Here is an 18,108-nt window from a genome sequence, read left to right as displayed (position 1 = left end):
GCGTGGCCCAGGTCGACAAGCTCGCTAACCGAACCGATCCGGCCACTCACTCATCGTGCAGTGAACCGCACCCTTTGCGCAACTCCCGATTCGGGAGTGTGTCATTGCGAAGCTCGTCCGGTTCCGCCACACTGACGGGCATGACTGGAAGCCCGACCGTCCGACGTCGACGCCTGGCCGCTGCCCTCCGTCGCCTCCGCGAGCAGACCGGCATGACCGCCGACCAGGCCGCCAAGGAGGTGGGGATCTCGAAGTCGGCGATCAGCCGCATCGAGAACGCGCAGGTGTCCGTCATGCCGCCGGTCGCACGTGGACTTCTTGAGCTGTACGGCGTGGAAGGCGACGAGGTGGACGCACTCGTCCAGGTCGCCCGCGACGCCCGCAAGCGGGGCTGGTGGCAGGCGTACGACGACGTGCTGCCGGACTGGTTCGAGGTCTACGTCGGGCTGGAAGCCGAGGCGTCCGAGATCCGCGCCTTCGAGCCGCAACTGGTTCCGGGTCTACTCCAGACCGCCGACTACGCCCGCGCGGTCATCCGCGCCGAGCACCCGGACGCCCCGAACGACGAGGTGGACCGGCGGGTGGAGTTGCGCATGCGCCGACAGGACACCGAGACTCCGCCGAAGCTCTGGGTGGTGCTGGACGAAGCCGCACTACGGCGGCCGGTCGGCGGCACGGAGCTGTTCGCAGCGCAGTTGCGGCGACTGGCCGAGGAGGCCGACCGGCCCGGCCGCACCATTCAGATCCTGACCTTCGGCGCGGGCGAGTACGGGTCGATGGGCAGCGCCTTCAGCGTGCTGGCCTTCCCCGAGCCGGCCGATCCGGGGGTCGTCTACGTCGAGACCCGCGCGGGTAGCCTCTATCTCGAAGGCCAACAGGTCAGGGAGTACAGCCGCGTCTTCGAGCACCTGGTCGCCACGGCGGCCGGCGCCCGGGAGTCGCGCGACCTGATCCTGGGGGCGATCGACGAGCTGTGAGAGGACGGCGCGGGTGGAAGAGGTCAACCAGGCGACAGTGACCTGGCGCAAGAGCACCCGCAGCAACGGCTCTGGAAACTGCGTCGAGGTCGCCGACAACCTGCCCGGCGTGGTCGGGCTACGCGACAGCAAGGACCCCGCCGGTCCGGCCCTCGCCTTCGACCAGGCAGCCTGGTCGACCTTCGTCGCGAGCGTGAAACAGCGGTCGTTCCGCCGCTGACGCCCTGATGGCTCTGCCCTGGTGCCCTGTGAGATGCCACCCGGCCCTGGTGTGCGGGTGGGTGCGCCGGGTATGACGGGAACATGAGGGCGAGTTTCCGTCTGGGTCGAATCGCCGGCGTACCGGTCGGCGTCAACTGGAGTGTCCTGGTCATCTTCGTGCTGATCGCGTGGGCGCTGTCGGCGAGCCTGTTCCCCGCCTCGTACCCCGGTCACTCTCCCGTCGCCTACGTCGCGGCCGGCCTGGCCGCCGCTGTGGTCTTCTTCCTCGGCCTGCTCGCCCACGAGGTGGCGCACGCGGTGGTCGCCAAGCGCAACGGCATCGAGGTCGAGGGGATCACGCTCTGGCTGTTCGGCGGCGTCGCCGAGCTGAAGGGCGAGGCGAAGAACCCGGGCGCCGAGCTGCGGATTGCCGGGGTCGGGCCGCTGGTCAGTCTGATCATCGGCGTGTTCTTCGCCGCGATCGCGGTGGCGGTCGCCGTGACGGCCGGGGACGGCCTGCTGCTCGGCGCGCTGTCCTGGTTGGCAGGCATCAACGTGCTGCTGGCGGTCTTCAACGTGCTGCCCGCCGCCCCGCTGGACGGCGGACGGCTGCTGCGCGCGGCGGTCTGGAAGTTCACCGGCGACCGGACCAAGGCGTCGGTGGTGGCGGCGCGCGCGGGCTGGGTGCTCGGCGTGGTGCTGATCGGGCTGGGACTGTGGCGGTTCCTCACCGGTGCCGGGTTCGGCGGACTGTGGCTGGCGCTGATCGGCTGGTTCCTGCTGGGCGCAGCCGCCCAGGAGGAACGCGCCGCCCGGATGGGTGACGCGCTGCGCGGCATCCGGGTGGGCGACGTGATGACGCCGCAGCCGCAGACCGCGTCCGGCGACCTCACGGTGGCCGACTTCGTCGACCACTACCTCTTCGCGTACCGGCACTCCGCGCTGCCACTGACCGACGCCGGCAGGCCGGTCGGTCTGGTCACGCTCGATCGGGTACGCGGCATCGCGGCGGACCGCCGCGCGTCGACCACGCTGGCCGAGGTGTCCTGCCGGGCCGACGAACTGGTGCTCGCCCGCCCGGAGGAGCAGCTCACCGACCTGCTGCCCCGGCTCAACGAGTGCACCGACGGCCGGGCGCTCGTGGTGGTCGGCGACCAGTTGGTCGGCATCGTCTCGCCCAGCGACATCAGCCGTGCGGTGCAGCGTGGCAGCCTGCGCCAGCAGGTGCCGGCCGGACGTTGACTCAATCTCGGGGGAAGTAGCGGTCCATCTCGGCGGTGCGGAACTTCCCCTTCGGGTCGAACTCGCGCAGCAGCGCGGCGAAGTCGCCGTGCCGGGGGTACGCGGCGGCGGGATCACGGTCGAACAGCTTGCCCCAGTGCGGGCGCGGCGCGAACGGGGCGAGCCGCTCCTCCACCTCGGCCAGCACCGGCGCCACCGCCACCGGGTCGCCGATCCAGGTGAAGTGCAGCGCCAGCGAGTCGCGCCGGTGGTTCGGGCTCAGCCACAGCTCGTCGGCGGCGACCGTACGCAGCTCGCAGATCTGGAGCACGGCGGCGATCCGGTCGGCGACCGGGTCGAGCGCGGCGAGCGCCGCCGACGCGTCGCTGCGGGCCACGTGCCACTCCGACTGCAACTCGTCGCCGCTGCTGGGGGTGAAGCCGAGCCGGAAGTGCGGGAGCCGCTCGTGCCACGGCCCCGGCTCGCCGAGCTGGGCGGTGCAGTGCTCCGGCGACATGCCGGGCACCGGATGCCGGGGCGAGTCGGCGGCCACCGTGTCCAGCCAGTCGGCGGGCGGCGGGGCCTCGTCCGCGTACTGCTTCACCCACACCTGGTCGAAGCGCTCCGAGCGCCACGAGGTGAAGACGCTGACGCTGTACGCGGCGTCGAGCGCCTCGTCCAGCGCCGGGCGGGGCAGGCCGAGACGGACGTACTGCCGGATCTCGTACGTGGGCACCACGTCGAGCGTGAGCCGGGTGACCACGCCCAGCGCGCCCAGGTTCACCACCAGCCCGGCGAACCGCGGGTCACTGCGGTCGACGGTGATCAGGTCGCCGTCGGCGGTGACCAGTTCCAGCGCGGCGACGGCGGCGGCGAGGTTGCGGTTCCGCGCGCCGGAGCCGTGGGTGGCGGTGGCGACCGAGCCGGCCACCGAGATGTGCGGCAGCGAGGCGAGGTTCGCCAGCGCGTACCCCTGAGCTTGGAGCGCGGTGGCCAGGTCGCCGTAGCGGACGCCGGCCGCGACGGTGACGGTGCCGCGGTCGGGGTCGAGCGCGACGGCAGGTGGCAGGCCGTCGAGCGCGATCTGGGTGCCTGTGGTGTCGCCGAGCCGGTTGAACGAGTGGCCGGTGCCGACGGCCCGGACCAGGTCGGCCTCCGCGACCAGCCGGCGCAGCTCGTCGGTCGAGGTCGGCCGCGATCGGGTACGCGCCGACCAGCTGACGTTTCCGGCCCAGTTGGTGTCCGTCATGCGCTGCATCATGCGCCATCATGCGCCGGCAGGGTTGCCCCGGCCACTCGGCGGGAATCCTGGCGGGATGAGCAGCTACCGCGACCCGAGCCTCCGCGGCGACGTGTACCCGTCGGAGGAGGAGATCGACCCGACCGGCGTGGACCCTGACGCTGCGGAGATGCCGCCCGCCGCTGCGGAGATGTCGCCCGCCGCTGTGGGGGTGGCGCCCGCCGCTGTGGGGGTGGCGCCCGCCGCGACCGCGCCGGTGCCGGGGCCCACGCCGGAGCCCGAGCCGGACCCGGTGCCCCATCCGGGGCCGCCGCCGCGCCAGGTGTCGGGCCGGTCGATCGTGACCCGGCACCTGGACGGTTCCGTCGAGGTGGTGACGGACCTGGACGGCGACGGCGTGGCCGACGTAGTGCAGGTCGACCTGGACGGCGACGGTGTGCCCGACGTGACGTACCTGGACAGCGACCGCGACGGCCGCCTCGACACCGTCCGCCGCGCAACCCCCCGCTGACCCACCGGGCGCCTCACGCGACCCGCCGACGATCTTGAAGTTCTGCCCCCGAATTGTCGCGTGCGCGAGGCTTGGCTCCACGATCTCCGGGCGCCCACACCGTTGATCATGCAGTTACTGCCCCGACAAGAGCCGTAAATCCGGCACCGGAAGGGCCGCAACTGCAAGATCGCGGGGTTGGTGGGGGTGGTGCGGGAGGGCACCTTCCGTAACGCGAGATTGTTGTTCCGCGAGGTGGGCGGCGGGACGGGAGGCGGGTCAGATCTGGGGCATCACCTCGGCGGCTACCAGCTCCAGGTGGTCCAGGTCGGCCAGGTCGAGCACCTGGAGGTAGACGCGCGAGCTGCCCGCCTCGGCGTACCGGCCGAGCGTCTCGACCACCTCGGCGGGCGTGCCGGCCGCGCCGTTCGCGCGCAGCTCGTCGGGGTCACGGCCGATCGCCTCGGCGCGGCGCTTCACCTCGGCCTCGTTCCGGCCGCAGCAGAGCACGAGCGCGTTGGACCAGGTCATCGTGGACGGGTCGCGGTCGATCTCGGCGCAGGCGTCGCGTACCCGCCCGAACTGCGCGACGGTGTCCTCGACCGAGGCGAACGGCAGGTTGAACTCGTCGGCGTACCGGGCGGCCAGGCGGGGCGTGCGCTTCGGCCCCATGCCGCCGAGCAGGATCGGCGGGCGGGGGCGCTGCACCGGCTTGGGCAGCGCGGGCGAGTCGCTGACCGGGTAGTACGTGCCGGGGAAGTCGAACGTGGAGCCGGCCGGGGTGGACCAGAGCCCGGTGATGACGGCGAGTTGCTCCTCCAGCCGGTCGAACCGCTCCCCCAGCGCCGGGAACGGGATGCCGTACGCGGTGTGCTCCTCGGCGTACCAGCCGGTGCCGATGCCCAGCTCGACCCGGCCGCCGCTCATCTGGTCGACCTGCGCCACGGTGATCGCCAGCGGGCCCGGCAGCCGGAACGTGGCGGCGGTCATCAGCGTGCCGAGCCGGATCCGGGTGGTGTCGCGGGCCAGGCCGGCGAGCGTGGTCCACGCGTCGGTCGGGCCGGGATCGCCGCTCACCGAACCCATCTTCAGGTAGTGGTCGGAGCGGAAGAACGCGGCGAAGCCGGTCTCCTCCGCGCGGCGGGCCACGGCGAGGAGCTGGTCGTACGTGGCGCCCTGCTGGGGCTCGGTGAAGATCCGCAGTTCCATCCCCCGAGCATATGGAGCCCGCCGGGCCGGGGCAGCGCGACCTGTCATTCCTTGCCAGGCATATAACCGATGAGGCATATTGTCTGGGTGACCGTCGACGCCTTCACCGTGCTGGCCGAGCCCTCCCGGCGCCGCATCCTCGACCGGCTCCGCCGGTCAGAGAGCAGCGTCGGTGAGCTGGTGGACGCGCTGGGCATGAGCCAGCCGGCGGTCTCCAAGCACCTGCGGGTGCTCCGCGACGCCGGCCTGGTCACCTGCCGCACGGCCGCGCAGCGGCGGATCTACCGGGTCGACGTGGCACCGCTACGGGCAGTGGACGACTGGCTCGGGCCGTACCGGTCGATGTGGACCGCGCATCTCGACGCCCTGGAACGCCATCTCGACAGTCAGGAGTGACCGATGGACCGCGACACGTTCCGCCCCGGCCCGCTCGCCCGGGTAGAGCTGACACCCGAGAACGAACTGGTGTTCGTCCGCGAGCTGCGGCACCCGCCGGAGACCGTATGGGCCGCGCTCACCGAACCGGATCGGCTCGCCGCGTGGGCGCCGTTCCTGGCCGACCGCGACCTGGGCCGTCCCGGTGACGCCGTGCTCAGCGCCGTCGACGGCGACCAGAGCTACCCGGCGCCGGCCCGGGTGCTGCGCGCGGACCGGCCGCACCTGCTGGAGTACACCTGGGGCGACGACCTGCTCCGCTGGGAGCTGACCGCGAACGGCGACGGGACCACGCTCACGCTGCGGCACCGGGTCGACCGGCCCGGCCTCGCCCCGATGACGGCCGCCGGCTGGCACATCTGCCTCGACGTCGCCGCGCACCTGCTCGACGACGACCCGGTCGGCCCGATCCGGGGCGCGCAGGCGAAGGACTTCGGCTGGGCGGAGCTGCGCGACGCGTACGCCGAACGCCTGAACCGCGACTGACACCGGCCGTCACGCGGTCCGGCGGCGCAGCCAGCCGGCGGCGCCGCCGACCAGCGTCGTCCCGATGGTCGTGCCGATCGCCACCAGCGCCGCACCGACCGCCCACAGGCCGGTGTCGTCGGTCGAGGCGGCGTGAACCGCCCACGGGACGGTGAACGCCACAGTCATCACGGGCGCCACCAGCCAGATGTTCAGCCACCAGCCGCCGACGGCGGCGAGCGCGGCCAGGCTCAGCACCGCGGCGGCGACCTGCCAGACCGCGTACGGCCCGCTCATGTCGCCGGTCTCCGGGTCCACGGTCCAGCCGGACTCCCAGCTCAGCCAGGCCACCCAGGCGCCGGCCGTGGCCAGCGCCAGGAGCAGACCGCCGAGCAGCGTACGTCTCGTCGTCACACCGGAAATCCTTCCCGGCCGCGGCCGGTGGATGCCTGAGCATCCGTACTCGATTTCCGGCCCGGGGTGGCAAGATCGCGGGCGTGACGAGTGTGTCCCGCCCGCTGCCACGGCTCGTACCGGCGGAGGCGTTCGCGGACGTCCCCCCGGACCGGCTCCTGGGGGTGCTGGAGGCGGTCACTATGGTCCTCACGCTCCCCCACCGCGCCGCCGAGCGGGTGGACGCGCTCGTGGTGCCCACCGGCCAGGGTGAGGACTGGCGTCTCACCGAGGCGATCCGCGCCTGGGAGACCGGCCCGGCACTGCGGCACCTGCTGGTGGCGAACACCGACCCGGCCGAGCGGACGTACCGCCCGCTCACGCTCGACCGGCTGCGCGGGCTCGGTCTGCGCCGGACCGACGGGGTCGTGCTCCAGGCCGAGCCGGTCACCGGCACCGGCCGGCAGGCCGCGTGGATCGTGGAGCAGGTGCGGGCGCTGGACGTCGGCAGCGTCGCGCTCGTCGTCTCGCCGTACCACCTGGTCCGGGTCTACCTCACCGTGCTGCGGGCCTGCGACGACGCCGGTCTGCGGATCCCGATGGTCCCGCTACCCGTGGCGGTCGCACCGGACGCCCCGGTGCCGGAGACCGGCGTGGCCGGGTACGACCTGGTGGCCGGTGAGGTCAGCCGGTTGCTCCGCTATCCCGGCCAGGGTTGGATCGCCACCCCGGAACGGCTGCGCGACTACCTGCGCTGGCTCTGGTCCGAGCACCGCCCCCTGCTCACCGGCGCCTGACGGTTCGCCGCCCGGTCCCGGGCTACGCGTCCGGGATGCGGACCGTGAGCACCCGGGTGAGGACGCGGAAGCCTGCCGCGTCGTACATCCGGCGGGCCGGGTTGCCGTCGACCACCGACAGGCCGACGGACGGCAGGCCCGCCTCACGCGCGCCGCGCAGTGCGTGGACGAGCAGCGCCCGGCCGAACCCGCGGCGCTGCGCGCGGGGCGCCACACCCAGATTGAGGATCCAGACGCAGTCGTCGTCGGTCCACGGCACCGGTCCGGCGCACAGCACGTGCCCGGCGCTGCGGCCGTCCGGGTCGATCAGCCGGGCCGAGGCGGGCACCAGGGGCGGCACCGGTTCGCCGGTGTCGAACATCGCCCGCACCTCGTCGGTGTCGCTGCGCTGCCAGCGGCCGTCCGGGTGGTCCGGGCCGTACGCCGCGTCCAGCCCTGCGGCGAGGTCGTCGTCCCAGCCGGGGGCGCCGAGCGACCAGCCGTCCGGCAGAGCCACCGGTTCCGGTACGCCGGTCAGGTCGTGCCGCATGTCGGTGGCGGCCCGGCTCAGCTCCAGCCCGTCGGCCACCAGTGCCGCCGCCAGCGCCTCGTCCGGCGTCTCCAGCCGGTGCCCGGCGAGATCCCGCCGTACCTGCGCGACGAGCCGCGTGAGCGCCACCCCGGGCAGTGGCCGCACGTCGGCCGCGACCGCCGTCCCGTCGTCGTCCCGCAGCCGCATCCGGGCCAGCGGAGTGTCGTCGTCACCGAGCAGCAGCGAGTCGTGGAGGTGCAGTCGTACCGGCATTCGCGGCAGCGTACCGGCCACGCTTCCCTCCCGCTCCCCGTCGATCTTGGAGTTGTGGCGCCTGAATCGCCCAACTCGGTGGCATTTGTCAACCGCCACAACTCCAAGATCGACGAGTGCGCCCACGGGCGGGGTGGGCGCGGGCCTAGGGTTGGGGGGTGAGCAGGGTCGATCGGGGCAGCAGGACGATCGGTGCCACTCCGGCGGCCGTCTATGACGCGCTCGTCGACCGGGGCGCCCTGGAGTCTTGGTTGCCGCCGGACGGGATGCGGGGGCGGATCGAGCGGTGGGATCCCCGGCCCGGGGGCGGGTTCCGGATGGTGCTCACCTATCTCGACCCGGCGGGCAGCCCGGGCAAGACGTCGGACGCCACCGACGTGGTCGACGTCGGGTTCGCCGAACTCGTACCGGCGCTCCGGGTCGTGCAGACCCCCGTGTTCCAGGCCGACGACCCGGCGTACGCGGGCACCATGACCATGATCTGGCACCTCGCGGCGGCCGGCGACGGCACCGAGGTGACAGTCAGCGCCACCGGCGTGCCGCCGGGCATCGACCAGGCGGTGCACGAGGAGGGCATCGCGTCCTCGCTGGCGCACCTGGCCGCGTACCTCGAATCGGACGGCTGACCACGACGGGCGCCGGGATTGGCGGCGGGTTTTGCGGGTAGCCGCCGGCGGTGACCGGGCAGCGGGAGGGTCGCGGCGGCCGGCGGGGGCCGTCGCGGCGCGCCGGCCTGGACGCGGAACGGTTCGACGAGGCGTGGGAACGCGTGAACGAGCGCGGCCGCGCCGCCGGGCGGGACCGGATGCAACAGCTGCGGATCAAGTCCGTACTCGCCGTGCAGGCCGGACTGGCGGCGGCGCTGGCCTGGGCCGTCGCGCGCTGGCTCACCGGCATGCCGAGCCCGATCTTCGCCCCCGCCGCCGCCGTCGCGGTGATCACCTCGTCGTTCGGACGGCGTCTCTCCAACACCGTCGAACTGCTCGCCGGGGTGACACTCGGCATCATCGTGTCGGACCTGCTGATCGGCGCCGTCGGCGCCGGGGTGTGGCAGACCGGCGTCATCGTCGCGGCGTCCGTCCTGGTCGCACTGGCACTGAGTACGCGGGGCGGGATCGTGGGCAACGCCAGCGGTACGGCAGTGCTGCTCGGCGCGCTCTCGTCCTCCCGGCACACGCTGGAGTTCCCCCGCTTCGTCGACGCGCTGATCGGCGGCGGCGTGGGACTGGTGGTGACACTGCTGCTGGTGCCGATCAACCCGCTGCGGGTCGTGCGGCGGGTGGCCGCGCCGACGCTGCGGCAGCTCGCCGGCCAGCTCGCGGCGACCGCCGCCGCGCTGCGGCGACGCGACCACGACCTGGCCGGCCGGGCGTTGAGCCGGTCGCAGGCGATCGGCACGGACCTGGGCCGGTTCTGGGACGTCTTCGGCGGCGCGAAGGAGACCGTCGACCTCGCCCCGGCGCGCTGGCCGAGGCGGCGTTCGGTCCGGCACTACCAGCTCGGCGCGCCGGACGTGGACCAGGCGGTCTGGAACACGCGCGTGCTGGCCCGGCGGGCCGTCGTGCTGATCGAGGACGGGGAGCCGATCCCGGAGAGCCTGCCGGACGCCGTGGAGGCGCTCAGTGCGGCAGTGAACGCCGTACAGGAGGAGGTTCTCGCGGACCAGGGCCCGGAGGACGCCCGCCGTCACGCGCTGCGTGCCGTGGCGGCGGCGACGCGGGCTGAGCTGGCCGGGACCGGGCTGTCCGGAACGGTGATCGTGGGGCAGGTCCGGACCGCCGCGAGCGACATCCTCCAGGCGACCGGGATGGACCGGGATGAGGCGCTGCGGCGCATCCGGGAGGTGGCCGCCGCGCAGTCGTGACCCGGTTCAGTCGTCCCCGCGGACGCGGGCGTGCAGGTGCATGTCGTGCCGCCCGTCGTCGTGCACGGCCGCGCTGCGTTTGGTGCCCTCCAGCCGGAACCCGGCCTTGACCGCCACCCGGCACGACGCGACGTTGCCGGTCGAGTGGTCCAGCCAGAGCCGGTGCAGCCGGCCCTCGCCGAGCGCCCACGCGCTCACCGCCCGCAACGCCCCGGAGGCCACACCCGCGCCGCGGGCGGCCGGAACCACCCAGTACGCGCACCCGGCCTCGCCGTCGTCGAGGTTGAAGCCGCCCAGCGCCATGCGGCCCACCACCGCGCCGTCGCGCGTCACCGCCCAACTCGCGCCCGTCTCCTCCTGCCACGAACAACGGGAGTGGGCGAACCACTGGAGGACCTGCTCCGGCGACGCGGGCCGGCGGGTGTGCCAGCGGCGGATCTCCGGATCCCGGTACGCGGCCAGCACAGCCGGTGCGTCCCCGTCCTCCCAGGGACGCAGGACCAGGCCGTCGGCCGTGGACAGCGTGGGTTGCGGACCGGTGGTGAGCGTGCCGGCGGGAACGGCGGATGGCGTCGACAGCGGAAAGCTCATGCCCGACTCTCCCCCGCGGACCGCCCCGCGTGTCAATCCGGTTCGGATCGGCACGCGCGAGGGTCCACGCGTCACGTGGCCGCTCCGCTAGGGTGCGCCTGTGGCAGTGACGGCAGCGGGTGTCTTCCGGCGTACGCCGCAGGAACGGGCCGACCAGCGACTCGCCTGGGAACGCGCCGACCAGCCGTTCTTCGCCGCCGGGGCCTGCCACATCCTGGCCTGGGTGTGCCGGGACACCTATCCCGAGCGGCCGATCGGGCTCGCGGGGTTGCGGTTCGCGGGTCAGCGCCAGGTCTTCCACGTGTACGCGACCTGGGCGGGCCGGGCGTTCGACCACGCCGGCTGGAACCCGGAGGCGGATCTGCTCGCGGCCAACCGGGAGTTCGAACGGCGTCCCCTGGACCGGATCGCGATCGTCGACGACCTCGCCACGTTCTGCCGGGAGCACTTCTCCCGCATGCCGCACCAGTACTGGGGTGATCCGCTCCCCCGCGCCCGCGGCTACGTGAAGCGGCACGCCCCACCGTGGGAGTGACGCCGTCCTCCCCGGGATCCCGGTCGGTGCGCAGGCAGGCTGGGCTCACCGTCAGGGCGGGCCCAGCCCACGTACCGGGGTGCCGGTGCGCGTCGATCAGCGCCCGACGGGACTCGGCGACGGGCCGACGGGGTCGTTCGACCGTACGTCCGGCGGAGCCGGGACCGGACTGGCCGACATGCTCGGGCCCTCCGGCCCAGCCGGGACGGGCGACGCCACACCCGGCTCCGCCGGCACCGGCGATGCCACGCCCGGCGGTGCCGGGACCGCACTGTCCGGCCTGGTCGGGTCCTCCGGAATGACCGGGACGGGCGACGCCACGCCCGGCGGCGCCGGAACCGGCTCGGTCCGGTCCGGCTGCGGGGCGCTCGTGCCCGGCTGCGGCGAGATCACCGGGTCGTCGCCCCGGCTGGCGTAGGCGAACGGCGCCCCGATCACCAGCACCGCCAGGAGGCCCGCCGCACCTGCCGCCACCTTGTTGCGTCGACGGTTACGCACGCGCCGTTCCGCCCTGGTCAATGAGTCCTGCACAGTCGGTGCCTCCTCGGCGATGTCGGTGAGGGTGGAGCGGAGCAGACCTTCGAACGGATCACTCATCGCCGCATCTCCAGAAGCTCGCTGTCCGGCAGGATCTGACGCAGTCGGGTGACCGCCCGGTGGGTCCGGCTGCGCACCGTTCCGACCGAGCAGCCCAGCATCTCGGCGACCTGGGCCTCCGGCAGGTCCTCGTAGTAACGCAGGACCACGACGGTGCGCTGCGCCGGCGGCAACTGCCACAGCACCGCCCGCAACGCCAGCCGCAGATCCGTACCGCCGGCCGGGTCGGTCACCACCGGCTCGTGCACCCCGACCGGGGACTCCCGGCGACGGCGCAACCGACGCCACCAGCTCACCTGCTCCCGGTACATGACGGCACGGAGGTAGCCCTCCGGGTCGGCGTGCCGGATGCTCCGCCACTTCGGGATGACCTTCGACAGCGCCGACTGGAACAGATCCTCGGCGCTGCTGCGATCACCGGTGAGCAGGTAGGCGACCCGTATCAGCGCCGGGGCACGGCTCGCCACGAACTCGGCCAGCACCGCCCGCTCGTCCTCGTCCACCCGCACCACCCTCGTTTGCTCGTTCACCAGTGACAGACGCCGGTGGGCACCGCCGCTATCCCGGGATCGGCGAGAATGCTGTGCGGCGGTTCCGCCTAGACTGCGCCGCGTGGACCAGGCCGCACCACACACCGTCAGCTCGATCGCGTACGACCTGCGCACGCTCGGTGTGACCCCGGGCGACGTCCTGCTGCTGCACTCGTCGTACCGGAGTCTCGGGTTCGTCGCCGGCGGCACCGAGGCGGTGGTGCGGGCGCTGCTCGACGCGCTCGGACCGGGGGGCACCCTCGTCGTGCCGACGCACACGCCGGACAACACGGACCCGGCCGGGTGGCGGCATCCGCCCGTACCCGAGGTGTGGTGGCCCGTCATCCGCGATCAGACGCCCGGCTTCGACCCCGCCCGCACGCCGAGCCGGTGGATGGGCGTGATCGCCGAGACGGTACGCACCTGGCCGGGCGCCCGCCGCAGCGACCATCCGCAGGTGTCCTTCGCCGCGCTCGGCGCGCACGCCGCCGACATCGTGGCGGGCCACCGGCTCGACGACGCGCTGGGCGAGCACTCCCCGCTGGGCGCGGTGTACCGGCTCGACGGCAAGGTGCTGCTGCTCGGCTGCGACCACAGCTCGAACACCTCGCTGCACCTGGCGGAATGGCGGCAGGCGGCGGCGCCGCGGGCGGTGACGGGCTCGGCGGTACGGCTGCCGGACGGCACGAGCCGGTGGACCGAGTGGACAGACGTCGTCACCGACGAGGACGACTTCGACCGGCTGGGCGCCGACTTCGAGGCGACAGGTGCCGCGACCATCGGCCGGGTCGCCAGCGCGACGGCCCGGCTGATGCGCCAGCGCGCACTGGTCGACTTCGCCACCGCCTGGATGGCCGCGAACCGCGAGCACTGACGCCCACGTTGGGCTTTTCGTGACGCCGGGAACGACGGGCCGCGCGATCAGTCCGGCGGTTTGGGGGCGAAGGGATTGCGGCGGGGCTGGCGTAGTTCCCACTCCGCCGGGCAGAGGTGGGTCCACGCGGCTCCCGTCACCGATCTGCGATCGGGCAGCTCGTCGCCCCAGGCCGGCAAGCGGTTCTCGACCTCCCGGACGTAGCGCTCGTAGACGACCAGCTCGCGGTACTCCGGATCGTGCCGCCACAGCGCGTACGGCTGCTCACGCAACCAGTCGCACGCCGCGTCGCCCTCGGCGACCAGATCCGTGGTCGGCGGCAACGTCGCCAGCGGCCTGTCGTTCTGCCGGTCGCCGTACTGCTTGAGGTGTGCCAGGTATCCGCTCTCGTCCCGCGGGTGGGTCACGTGCACGCCGAGGACCGTCACCGGTACGGCGAGCAGCGCGGTCGCGGCCAGTGCCGACACCGCCCACAGGCGTCTGTTCACGCGGCAACCATAGGCCGCTGTGCATTTCTTCGCAGGCCCCCGGGAGCGGCGAGCCACGCCTACGATCCTGCGCATGAACTCGCCGCGCCTCCGCCTCCTCGGCTGCCTCGCCGTTCCGCTGCTGGCAGCCTGCGGCACCGAACCGTCCGAGGTGGTGCCGGCGCCGCCGCCGACGTACGCCTGCTGCGAGGACCTGGACGTCGACAAGCCGTACCAGCCGGGCCAGGCCCTTACCGTGCGGTGGACTGTCGAGTCCCCGGACGAGCCGGGCTCCACCTCGCCGCAGGTCGAGTTGGCCGCGCGGCTGACGGGTCCGTTCGGCACGGTGGACGACCTCAAGGCCGCTACGGCGGTCCCCGGGCTGGTCACCTTCACGGCCGCACCGGTCCGGCCGACCGGCACACCCGGGGAACGCCCCGTCAGCACGATCGTGATCGGCCCCGACGCCCAGCCGGGCTTCTACGACCTGACGACCTCAGTGATCGGCGAAGGCAACACGACCACCAGTGGCAGCAGCATCGTCGAGGTCGCGCCCAAGCCCTGAGCGCCGGAGAACCACTCGTCTTCTACCACCGCTCGTACGCCAGGTTCGGCACCCACGGCGAACCGGCGACGATGCGCCCGATCGCCGAAGCGGCAAAGCGGTCCGGCGTCGACGGTTTTGACTTCAAGGGTCGGTGCTCCCGAAGGCCGACAAGATGGACATGCAGCGGGGCGGTTCAGCGGCCCGGCTGGCCGAGTTCCACTCGCACCGCAGCCGACTGACCGGGACGGACGGCGTACTGCTACAGCGAAGCGACCTCTCGTAGCGCTCCCCAGCCATTCGTCGGCAAGTGATTGCCTCGGGCGGCCGGTCCAGCCGGTTGATGGTCACCACTGCGTCCGCCATGTATCGTCACGCTTCCGCAAGATCGCGAGACGGGATACGACGTGACGGTACGACGGTTAGGGCTCTATGCAGCGGTGGCTGCGATGCTGCTCACCGCCTCGGCGTGTGGCCGCGCCGACGAGATGCCGGGCACGCCCACCGCCGTGGCGGCGAGCGCTTCCACGGAGTCACCCAGCGCCACGGCATCGCCCGTCCCCACGCCCACGACGCCGACGGCCACACCGACCCGTGCACCCGAAACCTCGCCGACCCCCCGGTCCTCGGGCAGCCCGCGATCCTCGACGGCCCCCGCAGCTCCGACCACGACCAAGAAGGCCACGCAAGTGGCCACCGCCAGCAACAAGGCGGCCTGCACCGCCGTCAAGGGACCGTTGGAGAAGGCCATCGCCGGCCTGATCATCCTGGTCGGGGTCGCCTCCAGTTCGACAGTGGAGGCCGAGCTCGTCAACGCCCGGGCGGAGGCGTCCACCCGATTGGTCAACCTCGAGGCGGTGGCGAACAGGGTGGCCGGCGAGCAGACCGACCGCACGCTGGGGAAGAAGTTCCAGGTGCTCACCATGGCCGCAGGCCGGAAGGACGTCGAGGTCCGCTCGATCAAGCCCAAGCTCGAATATGCGGAAGCGATCGTGAAGGTGGCGAGCGACACGGGCGACCTGGAGAGCGCGGTCGACAAGCTCGAGCCGACCTGCGGCAGGTACTGGTAGCTCGGCTGAGCAGGGTGGGGCGGGCGGGATCACGCTGGTCCGTGACGGCGACGGGCAAGCCAGCCGACGCAACTGCCCTGGTCTAGCAGTGTTGTGGGGCGAGGGTTCGTTCGAGAGCGACGGGGCCGCGGACTTCCTGGACTCGCTTGAGGAGTTGACGCCGCAAGCCCGTCTCGTGGTGGTATCCCGCTTCTCCGATTCGCCGCCTTTCCGCTGTCCAGGTGGCCTCGCGATCTCTGGGACACCGAGGTCATCGCGGCCGCAGCCGTCCTGGCCGTCAACGTCTCCGGCGACGATCCGTCGACGCAGAGCAGGAAGTGACGGAGTGGCTTCCGAAACCGCTGCCGGCAGAGCTACGGAGCCTTGGGCTGCACGCGCTCGATGAAGCGACCGCCCTGGGTGGCTCCTGGGCGCGGAGTTGGACGACTGACCAAAGCCGCGCGGACGCCCTGGTCGCCACCGCGCATCCGCGATGTCCATGCCGGCGCGATACGGAGGCCGGGTAGCCAAGTACCCACCGGGCTGGAGGCTCGCCGGCCCGCTGAACTGGTAGACGGATGGTAGAGGGCGGGGTTCGAACCCGTGACCGAGGGATGACGAGGTCAAGATCGGCGGCCCGGCGACCTGCCCGGATGGACTCCTAGCAGCGGAAATGCTTCTCCGGGTCATCAGCCCAATCCATGCTGGGGTCCTCGTCGTCGGGCGATGTTGCGATCACCTCCTCCCATGCCTTGACGATGGCTGCGGCCTGCCGCTCGCTACAGGCCAGGCCACTGAGTAGGACACTGTTCTGGTAGTCGAGGATCTCGAAGCGCCATCGATCGAGTTCGGGCCGGTGTTCGAGCGTTGCCCAGAAGTGGCCGGAGAGATCGCTGGGGAATACCTCGTCTGGCATGTGCCGCCCCTCCCCCTCAAGCCCATCTCTGTCGAAGATCTCCGCCGGAGGCAATCGGATCCAGTCCGTGCCTCGGTCTGCAATCGGTCGGCGCGACGGGTTCGGTCAATCCTTGGTGGTGGCACGCTCGGTCGCGGCGCGGTCGCTCGCCACAATGAGGTCGAGCAGATCCTTGCCCAGCCCGGCCGGGACCCGGACGCGACCGCCGCCGGTCGAGATCGCCTGCGGGCATGTCGCGTCACCCAGCATCACGGTGACTTCGCCGAGGCTGATTCCAACCGCACCGGGCTTCTGCAGTGTGCACTCCTCGCCGGCGGGCACGGGGTCGCGCAGCTCGGCGAGGGCTGTCCGGATCTGGGTCAGCGTCTTGGCGTCCGTCGCGACGACCATGCCGTTGGTGGGCGGCACGTCGGTGGTGGCGCTGGCGATACGGTCGGGCAACACCAGGCCGCCGGAGGCCGGGGCCGCCGGGCCGGCGGGCCAGGTGACGCGCTTGAGCAGCTGCTCGCGGCCCTTCTCGTCCCCGGAGATGAAGGCCGTCGTCGCCTGAATCTCGTCGGTGAAAGCGCGGTAGGTCCACATGGACGGGATCATGTACTGGTCACGCTGCTCGACTAGGAGCAGCTGCCCGTCCTTGACCACCAGCCGGTTCGGGCTGACGGGCGCGGCGACGCCCTTCTGCACGACAGCCATCCACGCCTGACCATCTGACTTGCACCTGAAGGGTGCGGCCCCGGGCGGGCCAGACGTCGGTCGCGTGGCCCGTGGATCCCACTGCGCGGCGAGGTAGACGGTGTGCGGCTCGGCGGTGCAGGGGTCGAAGGTTGTGACCTCGCTCGTCCGCCAGCCCTCCGGAACGGCGACCGACAGGCCACCCAGACTCACCGTGGTCCCGGCGGCCTCAGACCGGTCCGGGGGCGCACTCACCTGGGGCAGGGCCACGACGGCCGCGACGGCCGCCGCGACGGCGACGGAGCCGGCAGTTCCGAAGGCACGGCGACGGCGCCGCACGCTACGCCGTCCGAGGCTGACCAGCCGGGAGGCGGGATCGGTCTCGGACGGCGTCACGGAGGCGGCCGCACGGTCGAGCAGTTCGCTGACGTGGGTGGGATTCACGGCGTCTCCTTGAAAGATTCGACGAACAGACCGCTGGCGCGCAACGCCGCCAGGGCACGGGACGTGCGGCTCTTGACCGTTCCCACCGCAACGCCGAGGGTCTGCGCCACCTCGGCCTCGGAGGCATCGGCCCAGAACCGCAACACCAGCACCACCCTCTGATCGGCGGGCAACCGCCGCAGACTGGCGAGCACCTGCACGCTGAGATCCGACTGATCCGCGAACCCGCCACGGGACGCATCCGGCAGCTCCCCGGTCGGTACCTCGTCGCGCCAACGCCGACGCCTGGCCCGCATCGCGGTACGGACCATCACCTGCCGCACGTACGCCTCCGGCCGCCCCTCCGGCACGCCCAACCGATGCCACGACCGATAGGCCGCGATCAGACCCTCCTGGGCGAGGTCTTCGCCCAGCCGGCCGTCACCGGTCAGCAGCGCGCCGAAGCGAACGATCTCGCGGTACCGGCTGGCGACGAAGTCCTCGTAGCCGGCGGGTTCCGCTCTGCGAAGCAAGCCCATACCTAATTAAGGGACCTGGACCTGCCCGATGGTTCCCCCTGCCTGGCCGGCGGCGACGGCAGAAGTCCCCTCCAAGGCGGTGCAGCCGCACGTCAGGTCCCGGGTGCCCGGCAGCACTCAGAGCGTCGGACCGGACCTCGACGCGATCGATCCGGGTCGCCGGCAGCATGGTTGACCAGGGAGAACAACTGGTGGGGCGGGCGGGGTTCGAACCCGCGACCGAGGGATTATGAGTGGCACCCACGATTGCGACCCACTCCCCTGGCTGCGACTCTGGTTGCAGTCGCCGTGACTC

25 protein-coding genes are annotated in these 18,108 nt (G+C 72.5%); 13 read left to right on the top strand and 12 right to left on the bottom strand.

Features of this window, described 5'->3' with window-relative positions:
- Positions 1-140 precede the first annotated feature (140 nt).
- The 3 genes from V6U82_RS24395 (at position 141) to V6U82_RS24385 (ending at position 2,420) form a co-directional block, all read left to right on the top strand.
- Positions 141-977: a helix-turn-helix domain-containing protein gene (locus V6U82_RS24395; protein WP_334464858.1), complete on the top strand. Its 837-nt coding sequence runs from the start codon at positions 141-143 to the stop codon at positions 975-977.
- A gap of 13 nt (positions 978-990) precedes the next feature.
- Positions 991-1,197 carry a DUF397 domain-containing protein gene (locus tag V6U82_RS24390; protein WP_334464856.1) on the top strand — a complete coding sequence of 69 codons (207 nt, stop codon included), beginning with the start codon at positions 991-993 and terminating at the stop codon, positions 1,195-1,197.
- An 83-nt stretch (positions 1,198-1,280) separates the two neighbouring features.
- Positions 1,281-2,420, top strand: a complete 1,140-nt coding sequence (locus V6U82_RS24385; protein WP_128138764.1) for a site-2 protease family protein — start codon at positions 1,281-1,283, stop codon at positions 2,418-2,420.
- 1 nt (position 2,421) lies between these two features.
- On the opposite strand, the gene V6U82_RS24380 is transcribed toward V6U82_RS24385, so the two are convergent.
- On the bottom strand, positions 2,422-3,648 hold the full coding sequence (locus tag V6U82_RS24380) for an FAD-binding protein (protein WP_334464853.1): 1,227 nt from the start codon (positions 3,646-3,648) through the stop codon (positions 2,422-2,424).
- 67 nt (positions 3,649-3,715) lie between these two features.
- Here V6U82_RS24380 and V6U82_RS24375 point away from each other — a divergent pair, with 67 nt between their 5' ends.
- Positions 3,716-4,150, top strand: coding sequence for a hypothetical protein (locus V6U82_RS24375; protein WP_334464851.1), 435 nt, complete (start codon positions 3,716-3,718; stop codon positions 4,148-4,150).
- Positions 4,151-4,408: 258 nt separating this feature from the next.
- Here V6U82_RS24375 and V6U82_RS24370 read toward each other — a convergent pair whose 3' ends face one another.
- Positions 4,409-5,338: an LLM class F420-dependent oxidoreductase gene (locus V6U82_RS24370; RefSeq protein WP_334464849.1), complete on the bottom strand. Its 930-nt coding sequence runs from the start codon at positions 5,336-5,338 to the stop codon at positions 4,409-4,411.
- 87 nt (positions 5,339-5,425) lie between these two features.
- Here V6U82_RS24370 and V6U82_RS24365 point away from each other — a divergent pair, with 87 nt between their 5' ends.
- Positions 5,426-5,734 carry an ArsR/SmtB family transcription factor gene (locus V6U82_RS24365; protein WP_334464847.1) on the top strand — a complete coding sequence of 103 codons (309 nt, stop codon included), beginning with the start codon at positions 5,426-5,428 and terminating at the stop codon, positions 5,732-5,734.
- 3 nt (positions 5,735-5,737) lie between these two features.
- Entirely contained in the window at positions 5,738-6,259 is a 522-nt protein-coding gene (locus V6U82_RS24360) for an SRPBCC family protein (RefSeq protein WP_334464846.1), read from the top strand.
- 9 nt (positions 6,260-6,268) lie between these two features.
- Here V6U82_RS24360 and V6U82_RS24355 read toward each other — a convergent pair whose 3' ends face one another.
- A complete protein-coding gene (locus V6U82_RS24355; protein ID WP_128136967.1) occupies positions 6,269-6,652 on the bottom strand; it encodes a hypothetical protein in 384 nt (127 codons plus the stop codon).
- An 83-nt stretch (positions 6,653-6,735) separates the two neighbouring features.
- On the opposite strand from V6U82_RS24355, the gene V6U82_RS24350 reads away from it, so the two are divergent.
- Positions 6,736-7,428: a hypothetical protein gene (locus V6U82_RS24350; protein WP_334464845.1), complete on the top strand. Its 693-nt coding sequence runs from the start codon at positions 6,736-6,738 to the stop codon at positions 7,426-7,428.
- Positions 7,429-7,450: 22 nt separating this feature from the next.
- On the opposite strand, the gene V6U82_RS24345 is transcribed toward V6U82_RS24350, so the two are convergent.
- Positions 7,451-8,212 carry a GNAT family N-acetyltransferase gene (locus tag V6U82_RS24345; RefSeq protein WP_334464843.1) on the bottom strand — a complete coding sequence of 254 codons (762 nt, stop codon included), beginning with the start codon at positions 8,210-8,212 and terminating at the stop codon, positions 7,451-7,453.
- 158 nt (positions 8,213-8,370) lie between these two features.
- On the opposite strand from V6U82_RS24345, the gene V6U82_RS24340 reads away from it, so the two are divergent.
- Together V6U82_RS24340 and V6U82_RS24335 are read left to right on the top strand one after the other, a co-directional pair.
- Complete coding sequence (locus V6U82_RS24340) at positions 8,371-8,838, top strand: SRPBCC family protein (protein WP_334464841.1); 468 nt, start codon at positions 8,371-8,373, stop codon at positions 8,836-8,838.
- Positions 8,839-8,888: 50 nt separating this feature from the next.
- Positions 8,889-10,076, top strand: a complete 1,188-nt coding sequence (locus V6U82_RS24335; protein WP_334464839.1) for an FUSC family protein — start codon at positions 8,889-8,891, stop codon at positions 10,074-10,076.
- A gap of 6 nt (positions 10,077-10,082) precedes the next feature.
- Here the strand turns inward: V6U82_RS24335 and V6U82_RS24330 are convergent, their stop codons facing one another.
- Complete coding sequence (locus V6U82_RS24330; RefSeq protein ID WP_334464837.1) at positions 10,083-10,667, bottom strand: GNAT family N-acetyltransferase; 585 nt, start codon at positions 10,665-10,667, stop codon at positions 10,083-10,085.
- Between the two features lie 100 nt (positions 10,668-10,767).
- On the opposite strand from V6U82_RS24330, the gene V6U82_RS24325 reads away from it, so the two are divergent.
- Positions 10,768-11,202 carry a hypothetical protein gene (locus V6U82_RS24325; RefSeq protein WP_334464835.1) on the top strand — a complete coding sequence of 145 codons (435 nt, stop codon included), beginning with the start codon at positions 10,768-10,770 and terminating at the stop codon, positions 11,200-11,202.
- Between the two features lie 96 nt (positions 11,203-11,298).
- Here the strand turns inward: V6U82_RS24325 and V6U82_RS24320 are convergent, their stop codons facing one another.
- Both V6U82_RS24320 and V6U82_RS24315 read right to left on the bottom strand, forming a co-directional pair.
- The gene (locus tag V6U82_RS24320) at positions 11,299-11,799 is read right to left on the bottom strand and encodes a hypothetical protein (RefSeq protein ID WP_258544780.1); all 501 of its coding nucleotides are present in this window, start codon (positions 11,797-11,799) and stop codon (positions 11,299-11,301) included.
- A complete protein-coding gene (locus tag V6U82_RS24315; protein WP_128136973.1) occupies positions 11,796-12,302 on the bottom strand; it encodes a SigE family RNA polymerase sigma factor in 507 nt (168 codons plus the stop codon). Before V6U82_RS24315 ends, V6U82_RS24320 begins: the two co-directional genes overlap by 4 nt.
- Positions 12,303-12,411: 109 nt before the next feature.
- On the opposite strand from V6U82_RS24315, the gene V6U82_RS24310 reads away from it, so the two are divergent.
- Positions 12,412-13,203 carry an aminoglycoside N(3)-acetyltransferase gene (locus V6U82_RS24310; protein ID WP_334464834.1) on the top strand — a complete coding sequence of 264 codons (792 nt, stop codon included), beginning with the start codon at positions 12,412-12,414 and terminating at the stop codon, positions 13,201-13,203.
- 47 nt (positions 13,204-13,250) lie between these two features.
- On the opposite strand, the gene V6U82_RS24305 is transcribed toward V6U82_RS24310, so the two are convergent.
- Entirely contained in the window at positions 13,251-13,691 is a 441-nt protein-coding gene (locus tag V6U82_RS24305; RefSeq protein WP_334464832.1) for a hypothetical protein, read from the bottom strand.
- Positions 13,692-13,764: 73 nt separating this feature from the next.
- Here V6U82_RS24305 and V6U82_RS24300 point away from each other — a divergent pair, with 73 nt between their 5' ends.
- Positions 13,765-14,235: a hypothetical protein gene (locus V6U82_RS24300; protein WP_258544777.1), complete on the top strand. Its 471-nt coding sequence runs from the start codon at positions 13,765-13,767 to the stop codon at positions 14,233-14,235.
- A 409-nt stretch (positions 14,236-14,644) separates the two neighbouring features.
- Here V6U82_RS24300 and V6U82_RS24295 read toward each other — a convergent pair whose 3' ends face one another.
- Positions 14,645-14,899: a hypothetical protein gene (locus V6U82_RS24295; RefSeq protein WP_258544778.1), complete on the bottom strand. Its 255-nt coding sequence runs from the start codon at positions 14,897-14,899 to the stop codon at positions 14,645-14,647.
- Positions 14,900-14,903: 4 nt separating this feature from the next.
- On the opposite strand from V6U82_RS24295, the gene V6U82_RS24290 reads away from it, so the two are divergent.
- Positions 14,904-15,284, top strand: coding sequence for a hypothetical protein (locus V6U82_RS24290; RefSeq protein ID WP_258544779.1), 381 nt, complete (start codon positions 14,904-14,906; stop codon positions 15,282-15,284).
- Between the two features lie 640 nt (positions 15,285-15,924).
- On the opposite strand, the gene V6U82_RS24285 is transcribed toward V6U82_RS24290, so the two are convergent.
- The 3 genes from V6U82_RS24285 to V6U82_RS24275 all read right to left on the bottom strand — a co-directional run bounded on the left by V6U82_RS24285 (position 15,925) and on the right by V6U82_RS24275 (position 17,813).
- Entirely contained in the window at positions 15,925-16,179 is a 255-nt protein-coding gene (locus tag V6U82_RS24285) for a hypothetical protein (protein ID WP_128136976.1), read from the bottom strand.
- Between the two features lie 105 nt (positions 16,180-16,284).
- The gene (locus V6U82_RS24280; RefSeq protein ID WP_334464829.1) at positions 16,285-16,872 is read right to left on the bottom strand and encodes a hypothetical protein; all 588 of its coding nucleotides are present in this window, start codon (positions 16,870-16,872) and stop codon (positions 16,285-16,287) included.
- 419 nt (positions 16,873-17,291) lie between these two features.
- Complete coding sequence (locus V6U82_RS24275; protein WP_334464827.1) at positions 17,292-17,813, bottom strand: SigE family RNA polymerase sigma factor; 522 nt, start codon at positions 17,811-17,813, stop codon at positions 17,292-17,294.
- Between the last annotated feature and the right edge of the window lie 295 nt (positions 17,814-18,108).

This window comes from Micromonospora sp. CPCC 205554 (genome assembly GCF_036902745.1).
Taxonomy (GTDB): Bacteria; Actinomycetota; Actinomycetes; order Mycobacteriales; family Micromonosporaceae; genus Micromonospora; species Micromonospora tulbaghiae.
Note: the sequence above shows the minus strand (reverse complement) of the source record. Positions and strands in the feature narration are given on the sequence as shown.

Coding starts and splice junctions, on each gene's coding strand:
- V6U82_RS24320 (WP_258544780.1), bottom strand. CDS start 11,799: ATGAGTGATCCGTTCGAAGGTCTGCTCCGCTCCACCCTCACCGACATC.
- V6U82_RS24280 (WP_334464829.1), bottom strand. CDS start 16,872: ATGGCTGTCGTGCAGAAGGGCGTCGCCGCGCCCGTCAGCCCGAACCGG.
- V6U82_RS24395 (WP_334464858.1), top strand. CDS start 141: ATGACTGGAAGCCCGACCGTCCGACGTCGACGCCTGGCCGCTGCCCTC.
- V6U82_RS24285 (WP_128136976.1), bottom strand. CDS start 16,179: ATGCCAGACGAGGTATTCCCCAGCGATCTCTCCGGCCACTTCTGGGCA.
- V6U82_RS24345 (WP_334464843.1), bottom strand. CDS start 8,212: ATGCCGGTACGACTGCACCTCCACGACTCGCTGCTGCTCGGTGACGAC.
- V6U82_RS24330 (WP_334464837.1), bottom strand. CDS start 10,667: ATGAGCTTTCCGCTGTCGACGCCATCCGCCGTTCCCGCCGGCACGCTC.
- V6U82_RS24360 (WP_334464846.1), top strand. CDS start 5,738: ATGGACCGCGACACGTTCCGCCCCGGCCCGCTCGCCCGGGTAGAGCTG.
- V6U82_RS24275 (WP_334464827.1), bottom strand. CDS start 17,813: ATGGGCTTGCTTCGCAGAGCGGAACCCGCCGGCTACGAGGACTTCGTC.
- V6U82_RS24370 (WP_334464849.1), bottom strand. CDS start 5,338: ATGGAACTGCGGATCTTCACCGAGCCCCAGCAGGGCGCCACGTACGAC.
- V6U82_RS24380 (WP_334464853.1), bottom strand. CDS start 3,648: ATGACGGACACCAACTGGGCCGGAAACGTCAGCTGGTCGGCGCGTACC.
- V6U82_RS24385 (WP_128138764.1), top strand. CDS start 1,281: ATGAGGGCGAGTTTCCGTCTGGGTCGAATCGCCGGCGTACCGGTCGGC.
- V6U82_RS24300 (WP_258544777.1), top strand. CDS start 13,765: ATGAACTCGCCGCGCCTCCGCCTCCTCGGCTGCCTCGCCGTTCCGCTG.
- V6U82_RS24375 (WP_334464851.1), top strand. CDS start 3,716: ATGAGCAGCTACCGCGACCCGAGCCTCCGCGGCGACGTGTACCCGTCG.